This window comes from Synechococcus sp. FACHB-909 (assembly GCF_014698945.1).
GTDB lineage: Bacteria > Cyanobacteriota > Cyanobacteriia > PCC-6307 > Cyanobiaceae > Cyanobium.
Map to the genome: position 1 here is coordinate 104,476 of NZ_JACJTY010000008.1, position 19,141 is coordinate 123,616.

General features: G+C 70.2%; 19 protein-coding genes. 5 read left to right on the top strand and 14 right to left on the bottom strand.

What is annotated here, in order from left to right:
- Window positions 1-4: 4 nt before the first annotated feature.
- Entirely contained in the window at window positions 5-1,258 is a 1,254-nt protein-coding gene (locus H6G99_RS13535) for a type II secretion system F family protein (RefSeq protein ID WP_094587062.1), read from the top strand.
- On the opposite strand, the gene H6G99_RS13540 is transcribed toward H6G99_RS13535, so the two are convergent.
- A complete protein-coding gene (locus H6G99_RS13540) occupies window positions 1,240-2,535 on the bottom strand; it encodes a BaiN/RdsA family NAD(P)/FAD-dependent oxidoreductase (protein WP_190612013.1) in 1,296 nt (431 codons plus the stop codon). The two genes, H6G99_RS13535 and H6G99_RS13540, sit on opposite strands and share 19 nt — an antisense overlap.
- Window positions 2,536-2,541: 6 nt before the next feature.
- On the opposite strand from H6G99_RS13540, the gene dusA reads away from it, so the two are divergent.
- Window positions 2,542-3,564, top strand: a complete 1,023-nt coding sequence (dusA, locus tag H6G99_RS13545; RefSeq protein WP_190612014.1) for a tRNA dihydrouridine(20/20a) synthase DusA — start codon at window positions 2,542-2,544, stop codon at window positions 3,562-3,564.
- Between the two features lie 6 nt (window positions 3,565-3,570).
- Here dusA and H6G99_RS13550 read toward each other — a convergent pair whose 3' ends face one another.
- The 7 genes from H6G99_RS13550 to H6G99_RS13580 form a co-directional block, all read right to left on the bottom strand.
- A complete protein-coding gene (locus H6G99_RS13550; protein WP_190612015.1) occupies window positions 3,571-4,116 on the bottom strand; it encodes an RNA recognition motif domain-containing protein in 546 nt (181 codons plus the stop codon).
- Between the two features lie 93 nt (window positions 4,117-4,209).
- Window positions 4,210-5,610 (bottom strand): argininosuccinate lyase, encoded by a 1,401-nt coding sequence (gene argH / locus H6G99_RS13555; RefSeq protein WP_190612016.1) that lies wholly within the window; start codon window positions 5,608-5,610, stop codon window positions 4,210-4,212.
- A gap of 38 nt (window positions 5,611-5,648) precedes the next feature.
- Window positions 5,649-7,058, bottom strand: a complete 1,410-nt coding sequence (locus H6G99_RS13560) for a PP2C family protein-serine/threonine phosphatase (RefSeq protein WP_502707689.1) — start codon at window positions 7,056-7,058, stop codon at window positions 5,649-5,651.
- A 63-nt stretch (window positions 7,059-7,121) separates the two neighbouring features.
- Window positions 7,122-8,714, bottom strand: coding sequence for a signal recognition particle-docking protein FtsY (ftsY, locus tag H6G99_RS13565; RefSeq protein ID WP_190612018.1), 1,593 nt, complete (start codon window positions 8,712-8,714; stop codon window positions 7,122-7,124).
- 11 nt (window positions 8,715-8,725) lie between these two features.
- Complete coding sequence (nusB, locus tag H6G99_RS13570) at window positions 8,726-9,352, bottom strand: transcription antitermination factor NusB (protein WP_094586340.1); 627 nt, start codon at window positions 9,350-9,352, stop codon at window positions 8,726-8,728.
- Window positions 9,352-10,083, bottom strand: a complete 732-nt coding sequence (locus tag H6G99_RS13575; protein ID WP_015109897.1) for a DUF502 domain-containing protein — start codon at window positions 10,081-10,083, stop codon at window positions 9,352-9,354. The genes nusB and H6G99_RS13575 overlap by 1 nt, the downstream gene beginning before the upstream one ends.
- A 51-nt stretch (window positions 10,084-10,134) precedes the next feature.
- Entirely contained in the window at window positions 10,135-10,785 is a 651-nt protein-coding gene (locus H6G99_RS13580; RefSeq protein WP_233134007.1) for an HpsJ family protein, read from the bottom strand.
- A gap of 39 nt (window positions 10,786-10,824) precedes the next feature.
- Between H6G99_RS13580 and queG the strand changes: the two genes are divergently transcribed.
- The 3 genes from queG (at window position 10,825) to H6G99_RS13595 (ending at window position 15,268) form a co-directional block, all read left to right on the top strand.
- Window positions 10,825-11,796 carry a tRNA epoxyqueuosine(34) reductase QueG gene (queG, locus tag H6G99_RS13585; RefSeq protein ID WP_190612019.1) on the top strand — a complete coding sequence of 324 codons (972 nt, stop codon included), beginning with the start codon at window positions 10,825-10,827 and terminating at the stop codon, window positions 11,794-11,796.
- A gap of 24 nt (window positions 11,797-11,820) precedes the next feature.
- A complete protein-coding gene (locus tag H6G99_RS13590; RefSeq protein WP_094586336.1) occupies window positions 11,821-12,735 on the top strand; it encodes a tetratricopeptide repeat protein in 915 nt (304 codons plus the stop codon).
- A gap of 64 nt (window positions 12,736-12,799) precedes the next feature.
- On the top strand, window positions 12,800-15,268 hold the full coding sequence (locus H6G99_RS13595) for a DNA gyrase/topoisomerase IV subunit A (RefSeq protein ID WP_190612021.1): 2,469 nt from the start codon (window positions 12,800-12,802) through the stop codon (window positions 15,266-15,268).
- Here H6G99_RS13595 and H6G99_RS13600 read toward each other — a convergent pair.
- From H6G99_RS13600 to H6G99_RS13625, 6 genes are all read right to left on the bottom strand, one after another.
- The gene (locus H6G99_RS13600; protein WP_190612022.1) at window positions 15,265-15,447 is read right to left on the bottom strand and encodes a DUF4177 domain-containing protein; all 183 of its coding nucleotides are present in this window, start codon (window positions 15,445-15,447) and stop codon (window positions 15,265-15,267) included. The two genes, H6G99_RS13595 and H6G99_RS13600, sit on opposite strands and share 4 nt — an antisense overlap.
- A 78-nt stretch (window positions 15,448-15,525) precedes the next feature.
- Entirely contained in the window at window positions 15,526-16,014 is a 489-nt protein-coding gene (locus H6G99_RS13605) for a GNAT family N-acetyltransferase (protein ID WP_190612024.1), read from the bottom strand.
- Window positions 16,015-16,050: 36 nt separating this feature from the next.
- Window positions 16,051-17,331, bottom strand: a complete 1,281-nt coding sequence (locus tag H6G99_RS13610; protein WP_190612025.1) for a 4Fe-4S dicluster domain-containing protein — start codon at window positions 17,329-17,331, stop codon at window positions 16,051-16,053.
- A 17-nt stretch (window positions 17,332-17,348) separates the two neighbouring features.
- On the bottom strand, window positions 17,349-17,975 hold the full coding sequence (locus H6G99_RS13615; RefSeq protein WP_190612027.1) for a TetR/AcrR family transcriptional regulator: 627 nt from the start codon (window positions 17,973-17,975) through the stop codon (window positions 17,349-17,351).
- A 71-nt stretch (window positions 17,976-18,046) separates the two neighbouring features.
- Window positions 18,047-18,355: an NIPSNAP family protein gene (locus H6G99_RS13620; protein ID WP_190612028.1), complete on the bottom strand. Its 309-nt coding sequence runs from the start codon at window positions 18,353-18,355 to the stop codon at window positions 18,047-18,049.
- A gap of 148 nt (window positions 18,356-18,503) precedes the next feature.
- The gene (locus H6G99_RS13625; RefSeq protein WP_190612062.1) at window positions 18,504-19,124 is read right to left on the bottom strand and encodes an FMN-dependent NADH-azoreductase; all 621 of its coding nucleotides are present in this window, start codon (window positions 19,122-19,124) and stop codon (window positions 18,504-18,506) included.
- Between the last annotated feature and the right edge of the window lie 17 nt (window positions 19,125-19,141).

Here is a 19,141-nt window from a genome sequence, read left to right on the forward strand (position 1 = left end):
TGCCATGACCGCCTTCGTCGTCACCTACACCACCAAGTCCGGCCAGCGCCGGGAGATGACGCTGAACGCCGACAACCCCTCCGTCGCCCGCCGGGAGCTGCGCCGCCGCGGCATCCTGGCCAACACCCTGGTGCGCAAGGAGACCCCCAAGGTCCCCCAGGCCGCGGCCGTCAAGAAGACGTCCTCCTCCTTCAGCGGCCTGTCCGACCTGCTCGAGGGGCCTGTGACCATCCGGGACAAGGCCCTGTTCGCCAACAAGCTCTCCGCCCTGGTGGATGCGGGCGTGCCGATCCTGCGCAGCCTCGACCTGATGCGGGTCCAGCAGCGCTCCAACAAGATGCGCCTGGCCCTGGCCGGCATGACCCAGGACGTCAACCAGGGCGACAGCCTGGGCAACGCCATGCGCCGCTGGCCGAAGGTGTTCGACAACCTCAGCATCGCCCTGGTGGAGGCGGGTGAGGCCGGTGGCGTCCTGGACGACACCCTCAAACGCCTGGCCAAGCTGCTGGAGGACAACGCCAAGCTCCAGAACCAGATCAAAGGGGCGATGAGCTATCCGGTCACGGTGCTGGTGATCGCCATCGCCGTGTTCCTGGGCATGACGATCTTCCTGATCCCCACCTTCTCGAGCGTCTTCGAACAGCTGGGGGCGGAATTGCCCCTGTTCACCCAGTTGATGCTCAACCTGAGTGAGTTCCTGCGCTCCTGGAAGGCCCTGATCCTGCTGGCGGGCCTGGTCGGCTTCGCCTTCTGGGTGGTCTCCACCTACAACACACCAATGGGCCGCCGCCAGATCGACGGCCTGCTGCTGAAGCTGCCCCTGTTCGGAGAACTGCTGCAGAAATCCGCCAGTGCCCAGTTCTGCCGCACCCTGAGTTCCCTCTCCAAGGCGGGAGTTCCGATTCTTCTTTCGCTGGAGATCGTGAGGGAAACAGCCACCAATTCGGTGATCTCCGATGCCATCATCTCCTCCAAGAATGAGGTGAGTGAGGGCATGCCTTTGAGCGCGGCCCTGCGGCTGAAGAACGTGTTTCCCGAGATGTGCGTCAACATGCTCGCCATCGGAGAGGAAACCGGCGAAATGGACGCCATGCTCTCCAAAGTGGCCGACTTCTACGAAGACGAGGTCAGCACGATGGTGAAGGCCATGACCTCCATGCTGGAGCCGGCGATGATCGTGCTGGTGGGCATCATCGTGGGATCGGTGCTGCTGGCCATGTATCTGCCGATGTTCTCGATCTACGAGCACGTGCGCTGAGCCGCCAGGGCCTGGCCCGCCAGCCAGCCCGAACTCCAGCAGTGCTGGAAGTTGAAGCCACCGGTCACCCCGTCCACGTCCAGCAGCTCCCCCACCAGGAACAGGCCCGGTCGCAGGCGGCTCTCCATCGTGGCCAGGTTGACCTCCGCCAGGGGGATACCACCGGCGGTGACGAACTCCTCGCCGAACGGGCCGCGGCCGGAGACCCGGTAGCGGCTGTCCCGCAGGGCCGTCACCAGGGCCTGCTCATGGCGGCGGGGGAGATCGGCCCAGCGCAGGCTGGCGTCGACCCCGACCAGGGCCAGCAGGTGCAGCCAGAGGCGGCGGCTGAGGTCGGGCCAGGGCCGCCAGTTGCCGAGCTGACGCCGGGCCTGCTCGCGCCGCGCCGCGGCGAACCAGCCCTCCAGCTCCGCCGGCTTGCGGCCGCCGGTCCAGTCGACCCGGAGCTCGGCCCGGTAGCGGCGCTCCCGCAGGGTCCGGGCGGCGAAGGCCGTGAGCCGCAGGGTGGCCGGGCCGCTGAGGCCCCAGTGGGTGATCAGCACGGGCCCCCGCTGCCGCTGGGGCTTGCCGGGGGCGCTAGGGGCCGTGGCGGCGTCCGCCAGGGGCGTCAGCAGCAGCTCCAGCTGCACCGGGTCCATCGCCACCCCGGCCAGGGCCAGCAGGGGGTGGTCGGCCAGGGTGAGGGTGAACAGGGAGGGCACCGGCGCCACCAGGCCATGGCCCAGGGAGGCGGCGATGCGGTGGCCGCTGGGGTGGCTGCCCGTGGCCAGCACGAGGCGATCGGCGAGCAGCTCGGCCCCTGAGCGCAGCCGCAGCCGGAACCCGCCGCCGGGCAGGGCCTCCGCCGCCTGCCCCGCCTCGGCCGTGTGCACCGCCACCCCGGCGGCGGTCGCCGCCCGGCGCAGGGTGTCGATCACCGAGGAGGAACGGTTGGAGCGGGGGAACAGCCGTCCGTCGGGCTCCTCCACCAGTTGCAGGCCATGGGCCTGGAACCAGGCCACCGTGTCGCCGGGGGCAAAGCGCGAGAAGGGGCCCCGCAGGGCCTTGCCGCCGCGGGGGTAGTGATCCACCAGCAGCCGCGGATCCCAGCAGGCGTGGGTGACGTTGCAGCGGCCGCCGCCGCTGATCAGCACCTTGTGCAGGGGCTCGGGGGTGGACTCCAGCAGCAGCACCCCCCCGGACAGGTGGCCAGCGGCCGCTTCGGCGGCGGCGATGGCGGCCATGAAGCCCGCCGGGCCGCCTCCCACCACCACCACGGAGGCACGGCTGGGCAGCATGGGGCGATGGAGCACAACTACCGCTTCAGTGTGGCGCCCATGCTGGACTGCACCGATCGGCACTTCCGGGTGCTGATGCGGCAGGTCAGCCGGCACTGCCTGCTCTACTCCGAAATGGTGGTGGCCCGGGCGCTGCACCACATCGCCCAGGACGGCTCCCCCTCCCGGATGGGGGAACGGCAGCAGCGGCTGGAACGGCTGCTGGGGTTCGATCCGGCCGAACACCCCCTGGCCCTGCAGCTGGGCGGCGACGACCAGGAGCTGCTGGCGGAGGCCGCCCGGATGGGGGCCGACTGGGGCTACGACGAGATCAACCTCAACGTCGGCTGCCCCAGCGAAAAGGTGCAGCAGGGCCGCTTCGGGGCCTGCCTGATGGCGGAGCCGGAGCGGGTGGCCCGCTGCGTGGCGGCGATGGCGGCGGCCTCGCCCCTGCCGGTGACGGTGAAGCACCGCATCGGCATCGACGAACGGGACTCCTACGAGGAACTGCTGGCCTTCGTCGACAGCCTGGCGGCGGCCGGTGCCGCCCGCTTCGCCGTCCACGCCCGCAAGGCCTGGCTGAACGGCCTCGATCCGAAACAGAACCGCACCGTGCCGCCCCTGCGCTGGGACCTGGTGCACCGCCTCAAGCGGGAGCGGCCGCGGCTGACGATCGAACTGAACGGCGGCCTGGAGGACCTGGGCCCCTGCCAGGAGCAGCTGGCCCTGGTGGACGGGGTGATGGTGGGCCGGGCCGCCTACGCCCATCCGCTGCGCTGGGCGGGGGTGGACGGCCTGATCTTCGGGGACGCCGGCGGCGGGGAGCCGCGGGCCTCGACGGTGGTGCGGGGGGTGCTGCCCCACGCCGAGCGCTGGTGCGCCTCGGGGGGCCGGCTGTGGCCGATCGCCCGGCACCTGGTGCAGGTGGTGGAGGGGGTCAGCGGGGCCCGCCACTGGCGCGGCTGGCTGACCCGGGAGGCCGGCCAGGCGGACGCTGGCCCCGCCGTGCTGGAGGCCGCCGCCCGCCAGCTGGAGGAACGGGGCCTGTAAGGCGGTTCAGACCTCGGCGCCGCCGTAGTCGCCGCCGCCGTACTCACCACCGCCACCGCCGCTGCGGCGCCGGCGGGAGCGACCCGCCTCGAAGGCATCGGGGGCGGCACCGCCGCCACCAGCTCCAGCGCCGCCGTAGCTGCGGTCCTCCCAGCCCTTGGCCCCGGACCCGCGGTCGGCGCCGTAGCCGCCGCCACCGCCGCCATATCCACCGCCACCGCCGTAGCCACCACCGCCGCCGCCATAGCCGCCACCACCGCCGTAGCCGCCACCGCCGCGGCGAGGACCGCCGCCGCCGCCACCACCGCCGCTGCGGGGTTCCGCCTTGTTGATGCGCAGGGGACGTCCCATCAGCTCAGCACCCTGCAGGGCATCGATGGCCTTGGTCTCGGTGTCGGCATCGGCCATCTCGATGAAGGCGAAGCCACGCTTGCGGCCGGTGTCGCGCTCCAGGGGCAGGGAGCAGTTGACCACTTCGCCGAAGGGCGCGAACAGTTCAGCCACGTCTTCCTGCTCGGCGCGGAAGGGAAGATTGCCGACGAAAATACTCACTGACCGATGAGGGGGAACCGATGGGGCGCGCGGGCGCCCGAGACCCCCCAAGATTAGACGTAGACACGCGATTCCAACGCCCGCCCGGGGAGCTCAGGGGGTGCGATCGAGGCGTTCCCGCGCCAGGGCCAGCTGCTCGGCCACCCGCTCGAAGCCCGTGCCGCCCTCACTGCGGCGGGCCGCCACCACCTGCCGCGGGGCAATCGCCTGGTGGATGTCCGCCTCGAAGGCGGGATGGAGCTGCTGCCAGCGCTCCAGGGGCAGATCCGCCAGCAGCCGCTGCTCCAGCAGGCAGGTCTTCACCAGCCCACCGACCAACTGGTAGGCCTCCCGGAACGGCACACCCCGGGCCACCAGATAGTCGGCCACATCGGTGGCGTTGGAGTAATCGGCGGCCACGGCGGCCTCCAGCCGGGCGGGGCGGAAGTCGAGCCCCTCCTCGAACAGCACGGCCATCGCCTCCAGGCAGTCGAGGCAGGTGCGCACGCCGTCGAAGAGGGCTTCCTTGTCCTCCTGGAAGTCCTTGTTGTAGGCGAGGGGCAGGCCCTTGATCATCGTCAGCAGCCCCATCAGATGGCCGAAGACCCGGCCGCTCTTGCCGCGCACCAGTTCGGGCACATCGGGATTCTTCTTCTGGGGCATCAGGCTGCTGCCGGTGGCGCAGCGGTCGGTGAGCCCCACGAAGCCGAACTCCTCGCTGGCCCAGAGGATCACCTCCTCCGCCAGGCGGCTGAGGTGGGCCATCACCAGGGAGAGGGCCGCCATCGTCTCGACGGCGAAGTCCCGGTCGCTCACCGCATCGAGGCTGTTGGCGTAGATCGCCTCGAAGCCCAGCTCGGCGGCGGTCTGGCGGCGGTCGATCGGCACCGGCGTCCCCGCCAGGGCCGCCGCCCCGAGCGGGCAGATGTTGACGCGGCGGCGCACGTCGGCCAGGCGCTGGCGGTCGCGCTCGGCCATCTCCACGTAGGCCAGCAGGTGGTGGGCCAGGCAGACCGGCTGGGCCCGCTGCAGGTGGGTGTAGCCGGGGATCAGGGTGTCGGGGTGGGCCTCGGCCCTCGCCAGCAGGGCCCGCTCGAAGCGCACCAGGGCGGCGTCGATGGCATCGATCCGGCGCCGCAGCCAGAGGCGCAGGTCGGTGCCCACCTGGTCGTTGCGGCTGCGGCCGGTGTGCAGCTTCTTGCCGAGGAGGCCGAGGAGCTCGATCAGGCGCCGTTCCACGGCGAAATGCACGTCCTCCGCCTCCAGACCCGGCGTGAACTGCCCGGCGGCCGCCTCGGCCCGGATGGCTTCGAGCCCTTCGATCAGGCGCTCCGCCTCCGGCTCACTGATCACCCCGCAGCGGCCCAGCATGCGGGCGTGGGCGACGGAGCCGTCGAGATCCTCCTGGAGCAGGGCGATGTCGAAACCGATCGAGGCGTTGAACCGCTCGATCGCCGGATGCAGGCCCTGCTCGAAGCGATCGCTCCAGGTGGTGGGGGAGGGGTCGGCGACCATCAGGGCATTCCGCTCAGCCCCTCAGCTTGCCATTCGTCTCAGGTGGGGGGCAGGGAGGGCAGCACCACCCCGTCCCGCACCTTCAGCACCACCATCGAGGCGTCGTCCTCGAGGCGGCGGTCGCTGCCGACGAAACGGTCAAGGCGATCGAACAGCCGATCCAGGATCGCCTGGGCCTCGTGGGCGGCCCGGCAGGCGCCCTGGAAGGCCTTCAGCAGCCGCTCCTCGTCGAAGCGCTCGCCGCTGAAGCCGCTGGCTTCGGTCACACCGTCGGTGTAGTAGAGGATCACGTCGCCGGGCTCCAGCTGCAGCTCGCCGCAGCCGTACTCGGCCTCGCTCTGCAGGCCGATCAGCAGGCCGGGGGTGTCGAGCCGCTCCACCCGGCCCGACTGGCGCCGCCAGACCAGGGGCGGATTGTGGGCCGCGTTGGCGTAGCGCAGCAGGCGGGTGCGGGGGTCGTAGTCGGAATAGAAGAGGGTGACGAAGCGGTGCGAGTGGGCCAGGTCCTCCTGGGCCAGCTGGTTGAGGTCGTGGAGGATGCGGTCGGGCGGCAGTCCGCTGAGCACCTCGGCCCGCAGCATGCCCCGCAGCAGGGTCATCAGCAGGCCGGCCGGCACCCCCTTGCCCATCACATCGCCCATCACCAGCGCCCAGGGGGCCTGCTCGCGCCGGTGGCCGCTGAGCTGGGGCTGGGTGGGGATGAAGTCGTAGTAGTCGCCGCCCACCTGGAAGGCGGGGCGGCAGAGGGCCGCCAGCTCGACGCCGTCGATCACGGGGCAGTGGTCGGGCAGCAGCTGGGACTGGACCTCGGCGCCGATGCTCAGCTGGCGGTCGAGCCGCTCATGGCGGCGCCGGTCCTGCTGCAGCACCTCGTTCTCCAGGGCCACACCGGTGAGGTCGGCCACCAGCTGCAGGTGCCGGCGGCGCACGTCGCTCCAGCTGTAGCCGCGCCGGTCGCTGAACACGTAGAGCCGGCCCCGCTGGCGGCTGCGGGCCACCACGGAGGTGGCGAACACCTGGTGGGCGCCGAGCAGGCGCTGGATCAGGGGGTCGAGCAGCACCGCGACGGCCTCGTCGCCCTCCTGGTTCTGGAGCTGCCCATCGGGCAGGGCGGCCAGCTGGCGCAGCACCTCGGCGCTGCGCTCGCCGGGGGTGGCCTGGAGCTGCTCGCGCCAGAGGCGGCCATCGGCGTGGAACACCACGAGCAGGCTGCCCTCCGCCTCCACCAGGCGCGCGGCCACCAGGGGCACCAGCTCGAGGAAGCGCTTGAGGTTGGTGTAGCTGCGCAGGGCGAAGGAGAGGGACGCCAGCAGCTCCAGGTTGCGGCGCTGCTCACGGCCGAGGCTGTCGAGCAGCTGGCGCAGCGAGGCGGCGACGGACAGCCCCTGACCGGGACGGGACGCCGTGGTGGGGGTGGAATGGGGCTGCGGAGGCGGCAGGCTGCTCACCGAGCGGCCGCAAAGGACACGCAAGGTAGCAGCGGCAGGCGGCTTCAGGAGCCGGGCAGGGCCTCAGGAGGCGAGCAGGGCCTCGACGAACTCGAAGCTGTTGAAGGGCCGCAGGTCGCGGATGCCCTCGCCGGCACCGATGAAGCGGATCGGCAGCCCCGCCTCGGAGGCCACCGCCAGGGCGACGCCGCCGCGGGCGCTGCCGTCCAGTTTGGTGAGCACCACTCCGGTGAGACCGGCGGCACTGGCGAAGGCCATGGCCTGGCGCAGGCCGTTCTGGCCCTGGCTGGCATCGAGCACCAGCAGCGATTCCACCGCCGCCTCCGGCGCCAGCTTGGTGATCGTGCGCCGCACCTTGCCCAGTTCCTCCATCAGGTTGTGCTTGGTCTGCAGCCGCCCGGCCGTGTCCACCAGCACCAGTTCGGTGCCCTTGGAGCGGGCGGCGCCGATGGCGTCGTAGACGACGGCCGCCGGATCGGCGTTGGAACTGGGATTGGCGACCACGGCCACGCCGCTGCGCTCCCCCCAGACGCTCACCTGCTGCACCGCGGCGGCCCGGAAGGTGTCGGCGGCGGCGATCAGGCAGCTGTAGCCGCTGCGCACCGCCAGGTTGGCCAGCTTGCCGAGGGTGGTGGTCTTGCCGACCCCGTTGACGCCGACGAGCAGCCAGACGTTGAGCCGATCGCGCTGGGGGGCCAGCAGGGCCGTGCCGCCGGCGCGGATCGGCTCGTCCAGCAGGCCGCGCAGCTGCTCCTTGAGGAAGCGGAGGCCTTCGGCCGGGTCGACCACCTCCTCGTTGAGGCGGCGTCGCAGGGCTTCCAGCACCTGGTCGGTGGCCTTCACACCCACGTCGGCGCGCAGCAGGGTGGACTCGAGGTCGTCGAGCACCGCCGGGGTGAGGGGATCGTCCCCGAGGTTCTCCAGCAGCTGGGTGACAAACCCCTTGCGGGTCTTCTCGAGGCCGCGCCGCAGCCGGCCCAGCCAGTCGATCTCCTCCAGCGAGACGTCTTCAACGCTGCGTCCCTGGGCCGCCAGCACCTCCGCCGACCAGGTGAAGGTGTCATCGAAGGCGCCGAGGCTGGGGTCGGCCCGATCGGCGTCCGCTGCCGCGGGGGCGGCCGGTGTGGCGGCGGCCGGTGCTGCTGCCGGGGCGGGCTCGGCGGGGGCGGTGATCTCCTGGAGGCGCTGCTGACGCTGGGCGGCGGCCTGCTCCAGCAGGGACAGGCCGGTCGCCATGGGCGGGGCGGCGGGTGTGGGCTCGGGCTCGGGCTCGGGTTGGGTGGCCGCTGGCGGCTCGGGAGCGGCTTCGGGAGCGGCTTCAGGAGCGGGTGATGCCTCGGCTGCCCGAGGCGCTGCGGCCTGGCTGGCGGCCTCCTGCTGGGCCTTCAGCCGGGCATAGGCCTGGCGGGCCCAGGCCAGGGCGTCCTCGTCGACCCCCGGGCCGGCGGGGGCGGCAGCAGCAGCCGGTGCGGAATCAGCGGCAGCCGGGGCGGCCTCGGAAGGAGGCACGGCCACCGGGGCCGTGGCTTCGGGCACGGCCGGGGCCACCGCGCCCTCAGGCTCTTGCGGGGACTCGGGCTCCGGCTCCGGTGTCGGTGCGGCGGCGGGCGCCGGGGCGGGCTGGGCCAGGGCCCGTTTGAACCAATCGAAGACCATCGCGTTCCTGATCAGACCCGGGCGGCGGTGAAGCGCCGCAGCACGCCGTTGATCATGCGTCGCCCCTGCTCGTCGCTGTAGCGGTTGGCCAGCTCCACCGCCTCATTGCAGGCCACGGCGGCGGGGGTGCCGAAATCCTCCAGATCCACCACCGCCAGCCGCAGGATGTCCCGGTCGACCCGGGGCAGGCGGGTGAGGCGCCAGCCCTCCATCACCGCATCGATGCGGCCGTCAAGGGCTTCGCGGTCGCGCAGCACCGCCCGGATGCGGCCGATGGCATCGCGCTGCACCGCCTCCTGGTCGGCCAGCAGCAGCAGACGCGGCAACTCCAGGCTGGCGGAGAGGCGGTTGAGGGCGTGCTCGGCGTGGGTGAGGCCCTCCTGCAGGTGGCGCCGCACCGTGGGCAGCTGCTTCTCCCCCTGGTCCTGCAGCTCGCTGTCCAGCAGCCGCTGCTGGGCCTGCTGGAGATCCTCGGCGGAACGGTCGAGGGCCTCACGCACGTGCTGGCTGAGGCTGGTGACGGCCTGCTGCAGCAGCAGATCAAAAGAGCCGGAGGGGGCTTCGGCGCCGCTGCCGCGGTCGCTGACCTGACCCAGCATCAGCAGGGCCAGTTCACGGGCAAGGGTGCGACTCTGCATCAGGAGGGTTGGGGGGCGCGCAGCTGGGCCAGCAGGCTGGCGAAGCTGCGGTTGGAGGTGGGTTCCCGCTCGTCGGGGCTGACGATGCCGGCGGAGATGATCGTGCGGAAGGCATCCTCGACGCTCAGCTCGATGTCCTTGACCAGACGCTCGGGCACCACCGCGTACCAACCGGTGGTGGGGTTGGGGGCGGTGGGAATGAAGACGCTGAGCATGGTCTCGCCGAAATCGGCCTGGATGGCCGTGCCCAGCACCCCGGTGACGAAGCCGACGGCATAGAGCCCCTCGCGGGGGTATTCGACCAGCACCACCCGCCGGAAGCGGGCGGAATTGCCCTGGAGGAAGGTTTCCAGCAGCTGCTTGAGGGTCTTGTAGACGGAGCCCGCCAGGGGGATGCGCAGCAGGGTGCCCTCACCGAACTCCAGCAGCCAGCGGCCGACGATGTTGCGGGCCATCAGACCGATCAACAGGATGCCGAGGAGCGGCACCAGCAGTCCCACCCCCAGGTTGATCAGGTCCTGGAGGAGGGGGTTGAGGGTGTTGAACGGGTTGAACTGCTTGGGGATCGACGTCAGGAAGGCCAGAACGAAGCGGCTCACCGTGGTGGCAAGCCAGATCGTGGTGGCCAGCGGAATGACCACCAGCAGACCGGCGATCAGATCGTTCTTGAGATCCTGCTGCAGCCTGTTGCCCAGGGGCTGATCGGAACTGGGACTACTGGATGGGACCAATGGATGGGGTCCGGAGGGGCGAAACCCTAACGGTAACGATCCACGGGGGTCTTACAGGACACTGCCGAGGCAAAGGATCGTGAAGGCGATGATCAGGACCACCGCGCCGAGGGATCCGCCGTAGCGGCGCTGGCTCAGGGTGACCTTGCTGGTCTGCTCGGTCTGCTTGAACTGGGTCTCGAGCTGGTCGAGCTGGCGATCGACGAAAGCCCGGGCCGACTGGGTCTTCTGCTCCTCGGTGGCGCCCGGGGGCACCTGGCCGGTGGATTCGGCCTGCTTGATCAGCTGCTGGAGCAGGGCGGGATCCTTGCTCTGCTGGCGGGCCATCTCCAGCTGACCGCGCTTGGCGGCGAGCTGCTGGTCGGCCTGCTGCTGCATCTGCTGGTCACCGCCGAAGGCGATCGGCAGCGAAGCGGTCAGCAGCACGGCCAGCAGACCGCTGATGATGCAGACGGTCCAGAGGACGGGGGTGCGCTCCTCCGACGGGTCTTCCAGGCGGGAGGAGAGGTACATGAGCAGCAGCCCGATCAGACCCATCGGGGCCTGGCCGATCAGTCGCTCCACCACCAGCTGGCGGAAGGCCTCCTCCTGCCAGTCCCAGAGGGTGAGCACGGCGACCAGCTGCAGGACGAGCAGCACCACCAGGGTGATGCCCATCCAGCGCAGCAGGGGACTGAAGCGGGAGGAGGAAACGGCAGCCACTCAATGGAGGTCGGATTCGTGGGACTCTACCGGCAGCCCTTGAGCACGCCTTCGTCCCTTAGCGCAGTGGCGGCGGCACTGCGGGCCAGGGCCGAGGGGCTCGGCTTCGCACCGGTGGGCCTGGCGGCGGTGCCGGGAGGCCCGCGGCTGCCGCTGCGCACGGCCGCCCTGGAGCGATGGCTGGCGGCGGGCAACCAAGCGGGGATGGGCTGGATGGAGGATCCCCGCCGCCGCCGGATCGAGGCGCTTCTGCCGGGGGTCCGCAGCATCCTTGCTGTGGGCTGGAACTACCACGTGGCCCAGGAGCGCGCGTCGGGCAGCCTGCGGGTGGCCCGCTACGGCTGGGGCCGCGATTACCACCGGGTGATCGACGGCCGCCTGCGGCAGCTGGGGCGCTGGCTGGAGCAGGTCGCACCGGGCACCACCTGGCGCGCCTGCGTCGACAGCGCCCCCCTGCTCGACAAGGCCTGGGCGGAGGAGGCGGGCCTGGGCTGGATCGGCAAGAACGGCAACCTGATCCATCGCCGCCGGGGCTCCTGGATGCTGCTGGGCCACCTGCTCACCAGCCTCGATCTGCCCCCCGACCGCCCGGCTGAGCCCCTGTGCGGCGCCTGCACGGCCTGCATCGACGCCTGCCCCACCGGCGCCCTCGACGAGCCGTTCGTGGTGGATGCCCGCCGCTGCATCGCCTACCACACGATCGAGAACCGCGACGAGGCGCTGCCGGCGGCGATCGCCGGGCGGCTGGAGGGCTGGGTGGCCGGCTGCGACATCTGCCAGGAGGTCTGCCCCTGGAACCAGCGGCCCCTGCCCGTCGCCACCGACAGCGACGTGCAGCCGCGCCCGTGGCTGCTGGATCTGCGCGGCGCGGAGGCCCTGGGCTGGAGCGACGAAGACTGGGACGAACGGCTGCGGGCCTCGGCCCTGCGGCGGATCCGCCCGGCCATGTGGCGGCGCAACATCCGGGCGGCCCTGACGGGCAGTTGGGGACAACGGGGGACGGCTCCCTAGGCTGGTGAGATTCGGGGTGATTCCGTGGGCCGGCGGTTCTGGCGACTGTTCTCCTCCCTCTGCCTGGCCATGCCGCTGACGGCCACCCCCCTGGTGGGCTACGCCCTGCCGGCACGGGCGCTGGTGCCGTTCGTGTATCTGCCGCAGGAGAAGGAACTGGAGGGGGCGGGGCTGGGCATCGCCCAGGCGGCGGCGCGGCTGCTGCGCCTTGGCCAGGCGGAGGATGCGGCCCGGCTGGCGGAACTGACGGTGCGGCTGCTGCCGCAGGACCCCCGCGGCTGGGTGCTGCTGGCGGAGGCGGAGCTGCGCAGCAACCAGATGGAGAAGGCCAAGGTGGCCCTGGCCCGGGCCAAGGAGCTGGATCCCAACAACGCCGGCATCTGGTTCGCCGAGGGCTCCCTGGCCCTGCGGGACGGCAAGCCCCAGGACGCCATCGGCCTGCTGAGGCGGGGGCTGGAGCTGGACGGCAAGAACGCCGGTGCCTACTTCGATCTCGGCAACGCCCAGATCCTGCTGGGCAACACCCAGGAGGCCCTGGGCTCGTTCGAGCGGGCGTCGGGGCTGCGCAAGGACTTCTGGGAGGCGATCAACAACCAGGGGCTGGTGCTGTACGAGAGCGGCCGCGTCAACGACGCCATCGGCCGCTGGCAGCGGGTGCTGAAGATCAAGCCGGACATCGCCGAAACCTCCCTGGCCCTGGCGGCGGCCCTGTTCGAGCGGGGGCCGGCGGAGCGGGCCCAGGCCCTGAAGCTGGCCGAGACGGCCCTGGCGGAGGAGCCCAACTACGTCAAGGAGAAGTTCCAGAAGGAACAGCTCTGGGGGCCCAAGCTGCGGGCGGTGACCGCCCAGCTGCTGGCCCTGCCGGAACTGAAGGCGGCGGTGGAGCGGGCCCTGGCCAATGCCACCGACGGGGACGGGGTCAGCAGCGAGGAGTCCTGAGCCCGGGGGGCTCCGGGCGCCATCTGTAGGCTGAGCGCCCTGAGCCGCTGCCCCAAAGGACCGGATGCCGGACGAGCGCGTCCAACCGATCGCCCTGCATCAGGAGATGCAGCGCTCCTACCTCGAGTACGCGATGAGCGTGATCGTGGGGCGGGCCCTGCCGGACGTGCGCGACGGGCTCAAGCCGGTGCAGCGGCGCATCCTCTATGCGATGCACGAGCTGGGGCTGACCCCGGACCGGCCCTACCGCAAGTGCGCCCGTGTGGTGGGCGACGTGCTCGGCAAGTACCACCCCCACGGCGACCAGGCGGTCTACGACGCCCTCGTGCGGCTGGTGCAGACCTTCGCCAGCCGCCACCCGCTGCTGGACGGCCACGGCAACTTCGGCTCGGTGGACGACGACCCGCCGGCCGCGATGCGGTACACGGAAACCCGGCTGGCGCCGATCGCCAACGAGGCGATGCTCGATGAGATCGGCAGCGACACGGTCGATTTCGCCTCCAACTTCGACGGCTCCCAGCAGGAGCCGACGGTGCTGCCGGCCCAGCTGCCCTTCCTGCTTCTCAACGGCTGCACCGGCATCGCCGTGGGCATGGCCACCAGCATCCCGCCCCACAACCTGGGCGAGGTGGTCGATGCCCTGATCGCCCTGATCCGCAAACCCGACCTGGCGGAGGAGAAGCTGCTGGCGATGGTGCCGGGCCCGGATTTCCCCACCGGCGGCGAGGTGCTGCTCGGCAGCGGTGTGCGCGACACCTACGCCACCGGCCGGGGCAGCATCCCGATGCGGGGCGTGGCCCACATCGAGGAGGTGCAGCCCGGCAAGGGGCGCCACCGGCGCGGCGCCGTGGTGGTGACGGAACTGCCATACCAGCTGAGCAAGGCGGGCTGGATCGAGAAGCTGGCCGAGCAGGTCAACGACGGCAAGATCGGCGGCATCGCCGACATCCGCGACGAGAGCGACCGCGAGGGGATGCGGGTGGTGATCGAGCTGCGGCGCGACGCCGAACCCCAGAAGGTGCTGGAGGAGCTGCAGCGGCGCACGGCCCTGCAGAGCAATTTCGGCGCCATCCTGCTGACGCTGGTGAACGGCCAGCCCCAGCAGCTGAACCTGCGCCAGATGCTGCAGCAGTTCCTGGAATACCGGGAGCTGACGATCATCCGCCGCACCAACCACGCCCTCAAGCGCTGCGAAGACCGGCTGGAGGTGGTGCAGGGGCTGATCAAGGCCCTCGACGACCTCAAGCGCGTGATCGAGATGATCAGCGAGGCGCGGGATGCCGCCACGGCCCGGGCCAGCCTGCAGGTGCACCTGGATCTGAGCGAACGCCAGGCCGATGCGGTGCTGGCCATGCCCCTGCGGCGGCTCACGGGCCTGGAGCAGGAGGGGCTGCGCAAGGAGGCGGCCGATCTGGAAGAGGAGCGCACCCGGCTGCGGCACCTGCTCAACGACCGCGACACCTTGCTCGACACGATGGTCAGCGAGCTGAAGGGGCTCAGGAAGCGCTATGCCACCCCGCGGCGCACCCGGCTGGTGGAGGGGGGCGACGCCCTGGTGGCCCAGCGGGCGGCGGCGGTGCGGCCCAACACCGAACTGCAGCGGCAGCAGGCCTTCGAGGCCCTGGCCGGCGACGGCCGGCTGCTGATCCAGACCGACGGGGCTGTGCGGATCGTGACGCCCCAGATGCTGGGCCGGCTGCATCTGGATCAGGCGGCCGAGCTGGGCGAACTGCCGCCGCCGGCGCGGCTGATCCTGCCGGTGGCCGGGCAGCCGGCGTTGCTGGCCTTCAGCGCCGGCGGCAAGGTGGCCCTGCTGCGCTGGGAATTCGCCGGCCAGAACCCCGGCAAGCTGGAGCGCTTCCTGCCCGACAGCCTGCAGGGGGAGACGGTGGTGCAGGTGCTGCCCTTGCCGCAGCCGCCGTCGGGAAGCATCGGGCTGCTGAGCACCGACGGACGCTTCAAGCGGCTGCCGATCGAGGATTTCCTGGAGCTGTCGGGCCGGCCCGCCACCGTGCTGAAGCTGAAGGAGGGGGTGGCCCTGCAGCGGGTGGTGCCCTGCCGGGAGGGGGAGGATCTGGTGGTGGCCACCAGCACCGGACGGATGCTGCGGCTGGCGATCAACGACACCAACCTGCCGGTGATGGGCCGCACCGCCCAGGGGCCGATGCTGCTGCGGCTGCTCCCCGGCGAACGGGTGGTGGGGGCAGCGCGGGCGGCGGCGGGCGGCGACGTGCTGCTGGCCAGCCGCCGGGGCCAGGTGAAGCGGCTCCAGATCGAGAGCCTGCGGCCCTGCCAGCGCGGCGCCATGGGCCAGATCGGCCTGCGCTTCCTGGAGCGGGACGACGCCCTGGTGGATCTGCAGGCGGGCGACGCCGGCGTGATCGGCGTGACCCTGGAGGGCCCCGAGGGCCGCAGCCTGCGGCTGGGCGCCGACCAGCTGGCAGCGGAGGACTGCGGCGGGTCAGGCGTGGCGCTGGAGCTCAAGGCCGGCGATGCGGTGCGGGAACTGGTGCCGCTGCTCAACGGGGCCTAGGCCGGCCGCCGGAAGATCAGCACGTGCTCGCTGGCCGTGGCGGCGGGATTCTCCACGAAGATCTGAACCAGATCCCAGCCCCGGGCGGCATGGTCATGGATGGCCTGTTCGTATGGGGATGGATCGATCTGGCCGGCGGTGTAGGCCACCGGAACCCGAAGGAAGGTGTAGGTGTTCATCGAGAAGCCAGCCGAGCGACCTGTTCGGCCATGGTGACGGTGCCGTCGTCACCGCCGATGTCGGCAGCGATGCTGCTTTCACTCGCCCAGTTCGATCCGCATCTCGACCATGGTGGGGCGCAGTCCGGCGCGTTCGAACAGGTGCCGGGCGGCGGCATTCTGCGACGACGCACTGAGCATCAGGCTGCTGGAGCCCAGGGCGAGGGCCGCCTCCTTGGCCGCTTCGAGCAACCGGCGGCCGATCCCGCCGCTCCTGGCCTCGGGATCCACATAGATGTCGTGCAACCAGGCTCCAGCGCGGCGGATCTCCACCAGGCTCATCGGCTCCATCCGCACGAACGCATAGCCCACCGGTTGCGAACCGGCCTCGGCGATCAGCAGCACAACCTCCGGACGCTGGAGCTCCGCCTGGAAGAACGCCGCATAGGCGCCCTCGCCACCCGGCGGCGCGGCAAAGCGTTCGCCATCAAAGCCGACATGCAGCTGCGCGAGGGCGAAGCCGTAACGGGCCAGCAGCGGCAGGTCGGCGTCTGTCGCTCGGCGCACTGTCAGGAGCGGTTCGTGCACACAACCTCGCCACAACACGGGCCAACGTGGCACACGTCAGGTCCGGGCGGCTCCCCCGGCCCCCTGCCGACGTTCGAGCAGGGTGCGCATCAGCTCCTGACCCTTGCCGGGTGTGCTCCAGGGGCAGACCTCGATGCAGATGCCGCAGCCGCGGGTTTCGGCGAAGTAGGGAACGCACTTGTCGAAGTTCACGTACCAACGGCGCTCGCCGCGCACCAGCTGCTTCTCGGGGAAGAGGGCATGGGGCGGACAGTTGGTTTCGCAGATGCGGCAGTGGGCGCAGAGGTCGTCGACACCGATATCCCTGGGTTGATCCACGGCCAGCGGCAGATCGGTCAACACGGTGGCCAGGCGAACATTCGAGCCGAATTCGGGCGTGATCAGCGAGCCGTGCTTGCCCAGCTGGCCAAGGCCGGCCGCGATGGCGATGGGGACATGCAGCACCTCGGTGCTCGAACCCGGCGCCAGGTTGGTGGACGCCTGGGCCGGATAGCCCAGGGAACGGATATGGCGGGCCAGCAGGATCGCCACCCGATTCACGGCCAGGTACGTCTCCATGATCTGCCGATTGGAGCGTTCGCTCGGGGTGTGGAGCATCTCCTCCCGGTCCATCGGCACCGCAATCGCGATGGCATGGAGGAATTCGGGCGAGGAATCGTGATAGCAGAACTCCGGCCGCAGCCAGGTGATGCCCACCAGGCCCGCGCCGCAGTGCTTCGCCATCGCCTTGATCCAGGCGGAGGCCTCCAGGGGATCCGCCGGCGCCGTGGTGCGGCGGGCCACGGTTCCCACCCGGCCATGGTCCTGCCAGAACATCCGCACGATCAGGCGGTGGATCGCGGTGGGCTCCATCACCTGGAAGTACCAGTCGAGCTTGCCCCAGGCACGCCTGTAGGAATCACCGAAGAACACGTGGTCGGGCCGGCGCGCCTGAGCCTCCCCCAGGCCATTGATCGTGTTGCCGGAGATGGGTGGCTGGCGATAGGCGAAGGGGTAGGTCGTCGGTGGATACTCCACCTTCATGAACCGCGCCCGCTTGCGGACCAGGCCGGGATTGGGCGTCAGGTCCGCGGCCACGAAATCGAGATGGTCGAAGCTCTGGCTCTGGGGCGGGCCGGGCATGTCCTCCAGCCAGATCAGCTCACCGTGGCGGATCCGGCGTTGCTGCCACCAGCGCAGCAGGGGAAACACCGTATGGGTGGCCAGGGCCACGGCGATGGTGAAGGCCCTGAGTCTGGCCCCGAGGACCCAGAGCCGGCGGCGATCGGAGAGGGCGTCCGCCAGGCTTGCGGGAGGAAGGAATTTGTGGATGGCCATGGCGCTCTGACGGCGGCTCAGGAGTGGATGGGTTCGTCGCTCCGCAGCGGCCCGGAGCCCTGGCCGGCCAGAAAGGTGTGCACACAGGCCTGGCTCCAGGCCCGGGGATTGGGGAAGGGTCGCGCCGTCAGGCCGAGCAGGGCACGAACGAAGCCGAAGCCCTCCCACAGACCCAGGAGTTGCTCGGCCAGCACCGCGGCCCCGAGGGCGGAGCTCAGGTAGCCACGGTCGAGGCCCTGCTGGATCAGCTGGGCCAGGTCGTTCTGGGTGCGCCCGTAGGCGGAGTCGTAGAAGTCGGCCGCCAGCCCCGTGCTGCCGCGGGCCTCCTCGAACATCAGCTGGGCAAACCGGATGATGTCGGCCTGGTTGAGAAAATCCAGCAGGTTGGCGCCGTACTGCACCAGCGCCGCGTGGAACGCGGCTTCCGTCGCCACCGCAACGGGAACCCCCTGCTCAAAGCCATCCACCTCCGTCTCGACGACGGCGCGCAGCAGGGCCTCCATGCTGGGGAAATGCTTGTAGAGCGTCGCCTTCGAAACCGAGGCGGCACGCGCCAGGGCATCGGTGGAGACCCTGGCGAAACCATGCTGAAAGAACAGCTCCCGGGCGGCCGAGAGAAGGCGGTCACGGGGTGGCGCGGCCATGGACAAGGGAGTGTCCAACGGGATGTACGGTACCGTACCGTACTATCGATCCGGATGGGGCGCCGACGGCCTCAGGGCCCGAAGACGGGGCGAAAGAAGCTGCGCTCATAGCTGATGATGCAGCGGGTCTCCTCCGCATAGCGGAACGCCGCCTGACACTCCGGGTCGTCCAGTGAGCTGCTGCGATAGGTCTCGTAGCTGGCCAGGCTTGGAAAGGAAAACAGGGCCAGAGCGACGTTGCTGGCGCCCTCCGACGGGAGGAAATACCCGTGATGCTGGCCTCCGTACTTCTCAACGAGCGGAATCCAGCTCTTGCCGTAATGCTCGAATTCCTTGAGCTTGTAGGGATCGATGATGTAGCGGAGGTAACAGGTGATCATCCAGGGTGCCAGGCACAACAGGGGCCGTCCGATCAACGATAGGCGCTCCTGTGAGGGAGAATTTCGACGTCCCCTGGCTTGAACCCTCTGCCGATCCTTCAGGAGCAAGTCTGCTCAACCGTCCGCAGGATCGGGGTAGTGAGTGGCGCTACCAACGACCCACGAATTCCTGCAGCCTGGATTGGGCGGCCTCCAACCCCCTTCTCTCGGCATCGTCACCAAGGTCCAGGCCTTCGGCGTGGATGAAAGAAAGATCCGTCACCCCCATGAATTGGAACGCGTACCGCAGCGCAGGCTCGAGGCAATCCCACCCTTCAAAAGGCGAGCCTGGGCCGTAAGCAACACCGCGAGTCGTGATGAAGACGACCTTCTTCCCCTGGGCCAATCCTCTGAACTGGCCTTGATCAAGGGTGAAGGTGCGTCCCACACGGACGACCTGGTCAATGTAGGCTTTGAAGTTGGATGGCATTCCAAAGTTATACATGGGCACACTGAAGACACAACGATCCGCTGCCAGAAACTCATTGACCAGATCATCGGAGAAGGCAAGCTGCCCAGCCATCTCAGACGTCATGGCTTCTGGGGGTGTGAAGTCAGCGGCGATCCACTCTTCGGTGATATGGGGAACCGGCGTCATCCGTAAGTCCCGATACGTCACAACATCATCAGGATGTCTGTCCAGCCAGGCATTCATAAAGTCCCGAGCCAACAGGCGAGACCTGGCGCGTTCACCCCGTGGACTGGAATCAACATGCAAGATGATTCCCATGGCTTCAGCAAGTCTGT

Bases quoted from the DNA above. Each gene is read 5' to 3' on its own strand.
- nusB (WP_094586340.1), bottom strand. From the start codon at position 9,352: ATGCAGAGTCGCACCCTTGCCCGTGAACTGGCCCTGCTGATGCTGGGT.
- H6G99_RS13620 (WP_190612028.1), bottom strand. From the start codon at position 18,355: ATGATCACCTGTTACCTCCGCTACATCATCGATCCCTACAAGCTCAAG.
- H6G99_RS13535 (WP_094587062.1), top strand. From the start codon at position 5: ATGACCGCCTTCGTCGTCACCTACACCACCAAGTCCGGCCAGCGCCGG.
- H6G99_RS13610 (WP_190612025.1), bottom strand. From the start codon at position 17,331: ATGGCCATCCACAAATTCCTTCCTCCCGCAAGCCTGGCGGACGCCCTC.
- argH (WP_190612016.1), bottom strand. From the start codon at position 5,610: ATGGTCGCCGACCCCTCCCCCACCACCTGGAGCGATCGCTTCGAGCAG.
- H6G99_RS13625 (WP_190612062.1), bottom strand. From the start codon at position 19,124: ATGGGAATCATCTTGCATGTTGATTCCAGTCCACGGGGTGAACGCGCC.
- H6G99_RS13615 (WP_190612027.1), bottom strand. From the start codon at position 17,975: ATGGCCGCGCCACCCCGTGACCGCCTTCTCTCGGCCGCCCGGGAGCTG.
- H6G99_RS13595 (WP_190612021.1), top strand. From the start codon at position 12,800: ATGCCGGACGAGCGCGTCCAACCGATCGCCCTGCATCAGGAGATGCAG.
- dusA (WP_190612014.1), top strand. From the start codon at position 2,542: ATGGAGCACAACTACCGCTTCAGTGTGGCGCCCATGCTGGACTGCACC.
- H6G99_RS13540 (WP_190612013.1), bottom strand. From the start codon at position 2,535: ATGCTGCCCAGCCGTGCCTCCGTGGTGGTGGTGGGAGGCGGCCCGGCG.
- ftsY (WP_190612018.1), bottom strand. From the start codon at position 8,714: ATGGTCTTCGATTGGTTCAAACGGGCCCTGGCCCAGCCCGCCCCGGCG.
- H6G99_RS13600 (WP_190612022.1), bottom strand. From the start codon at position 15,447: ATGAACACCTACACCTTCCTTCGGGTTCCGGTGGCCTACACCGCCGGC.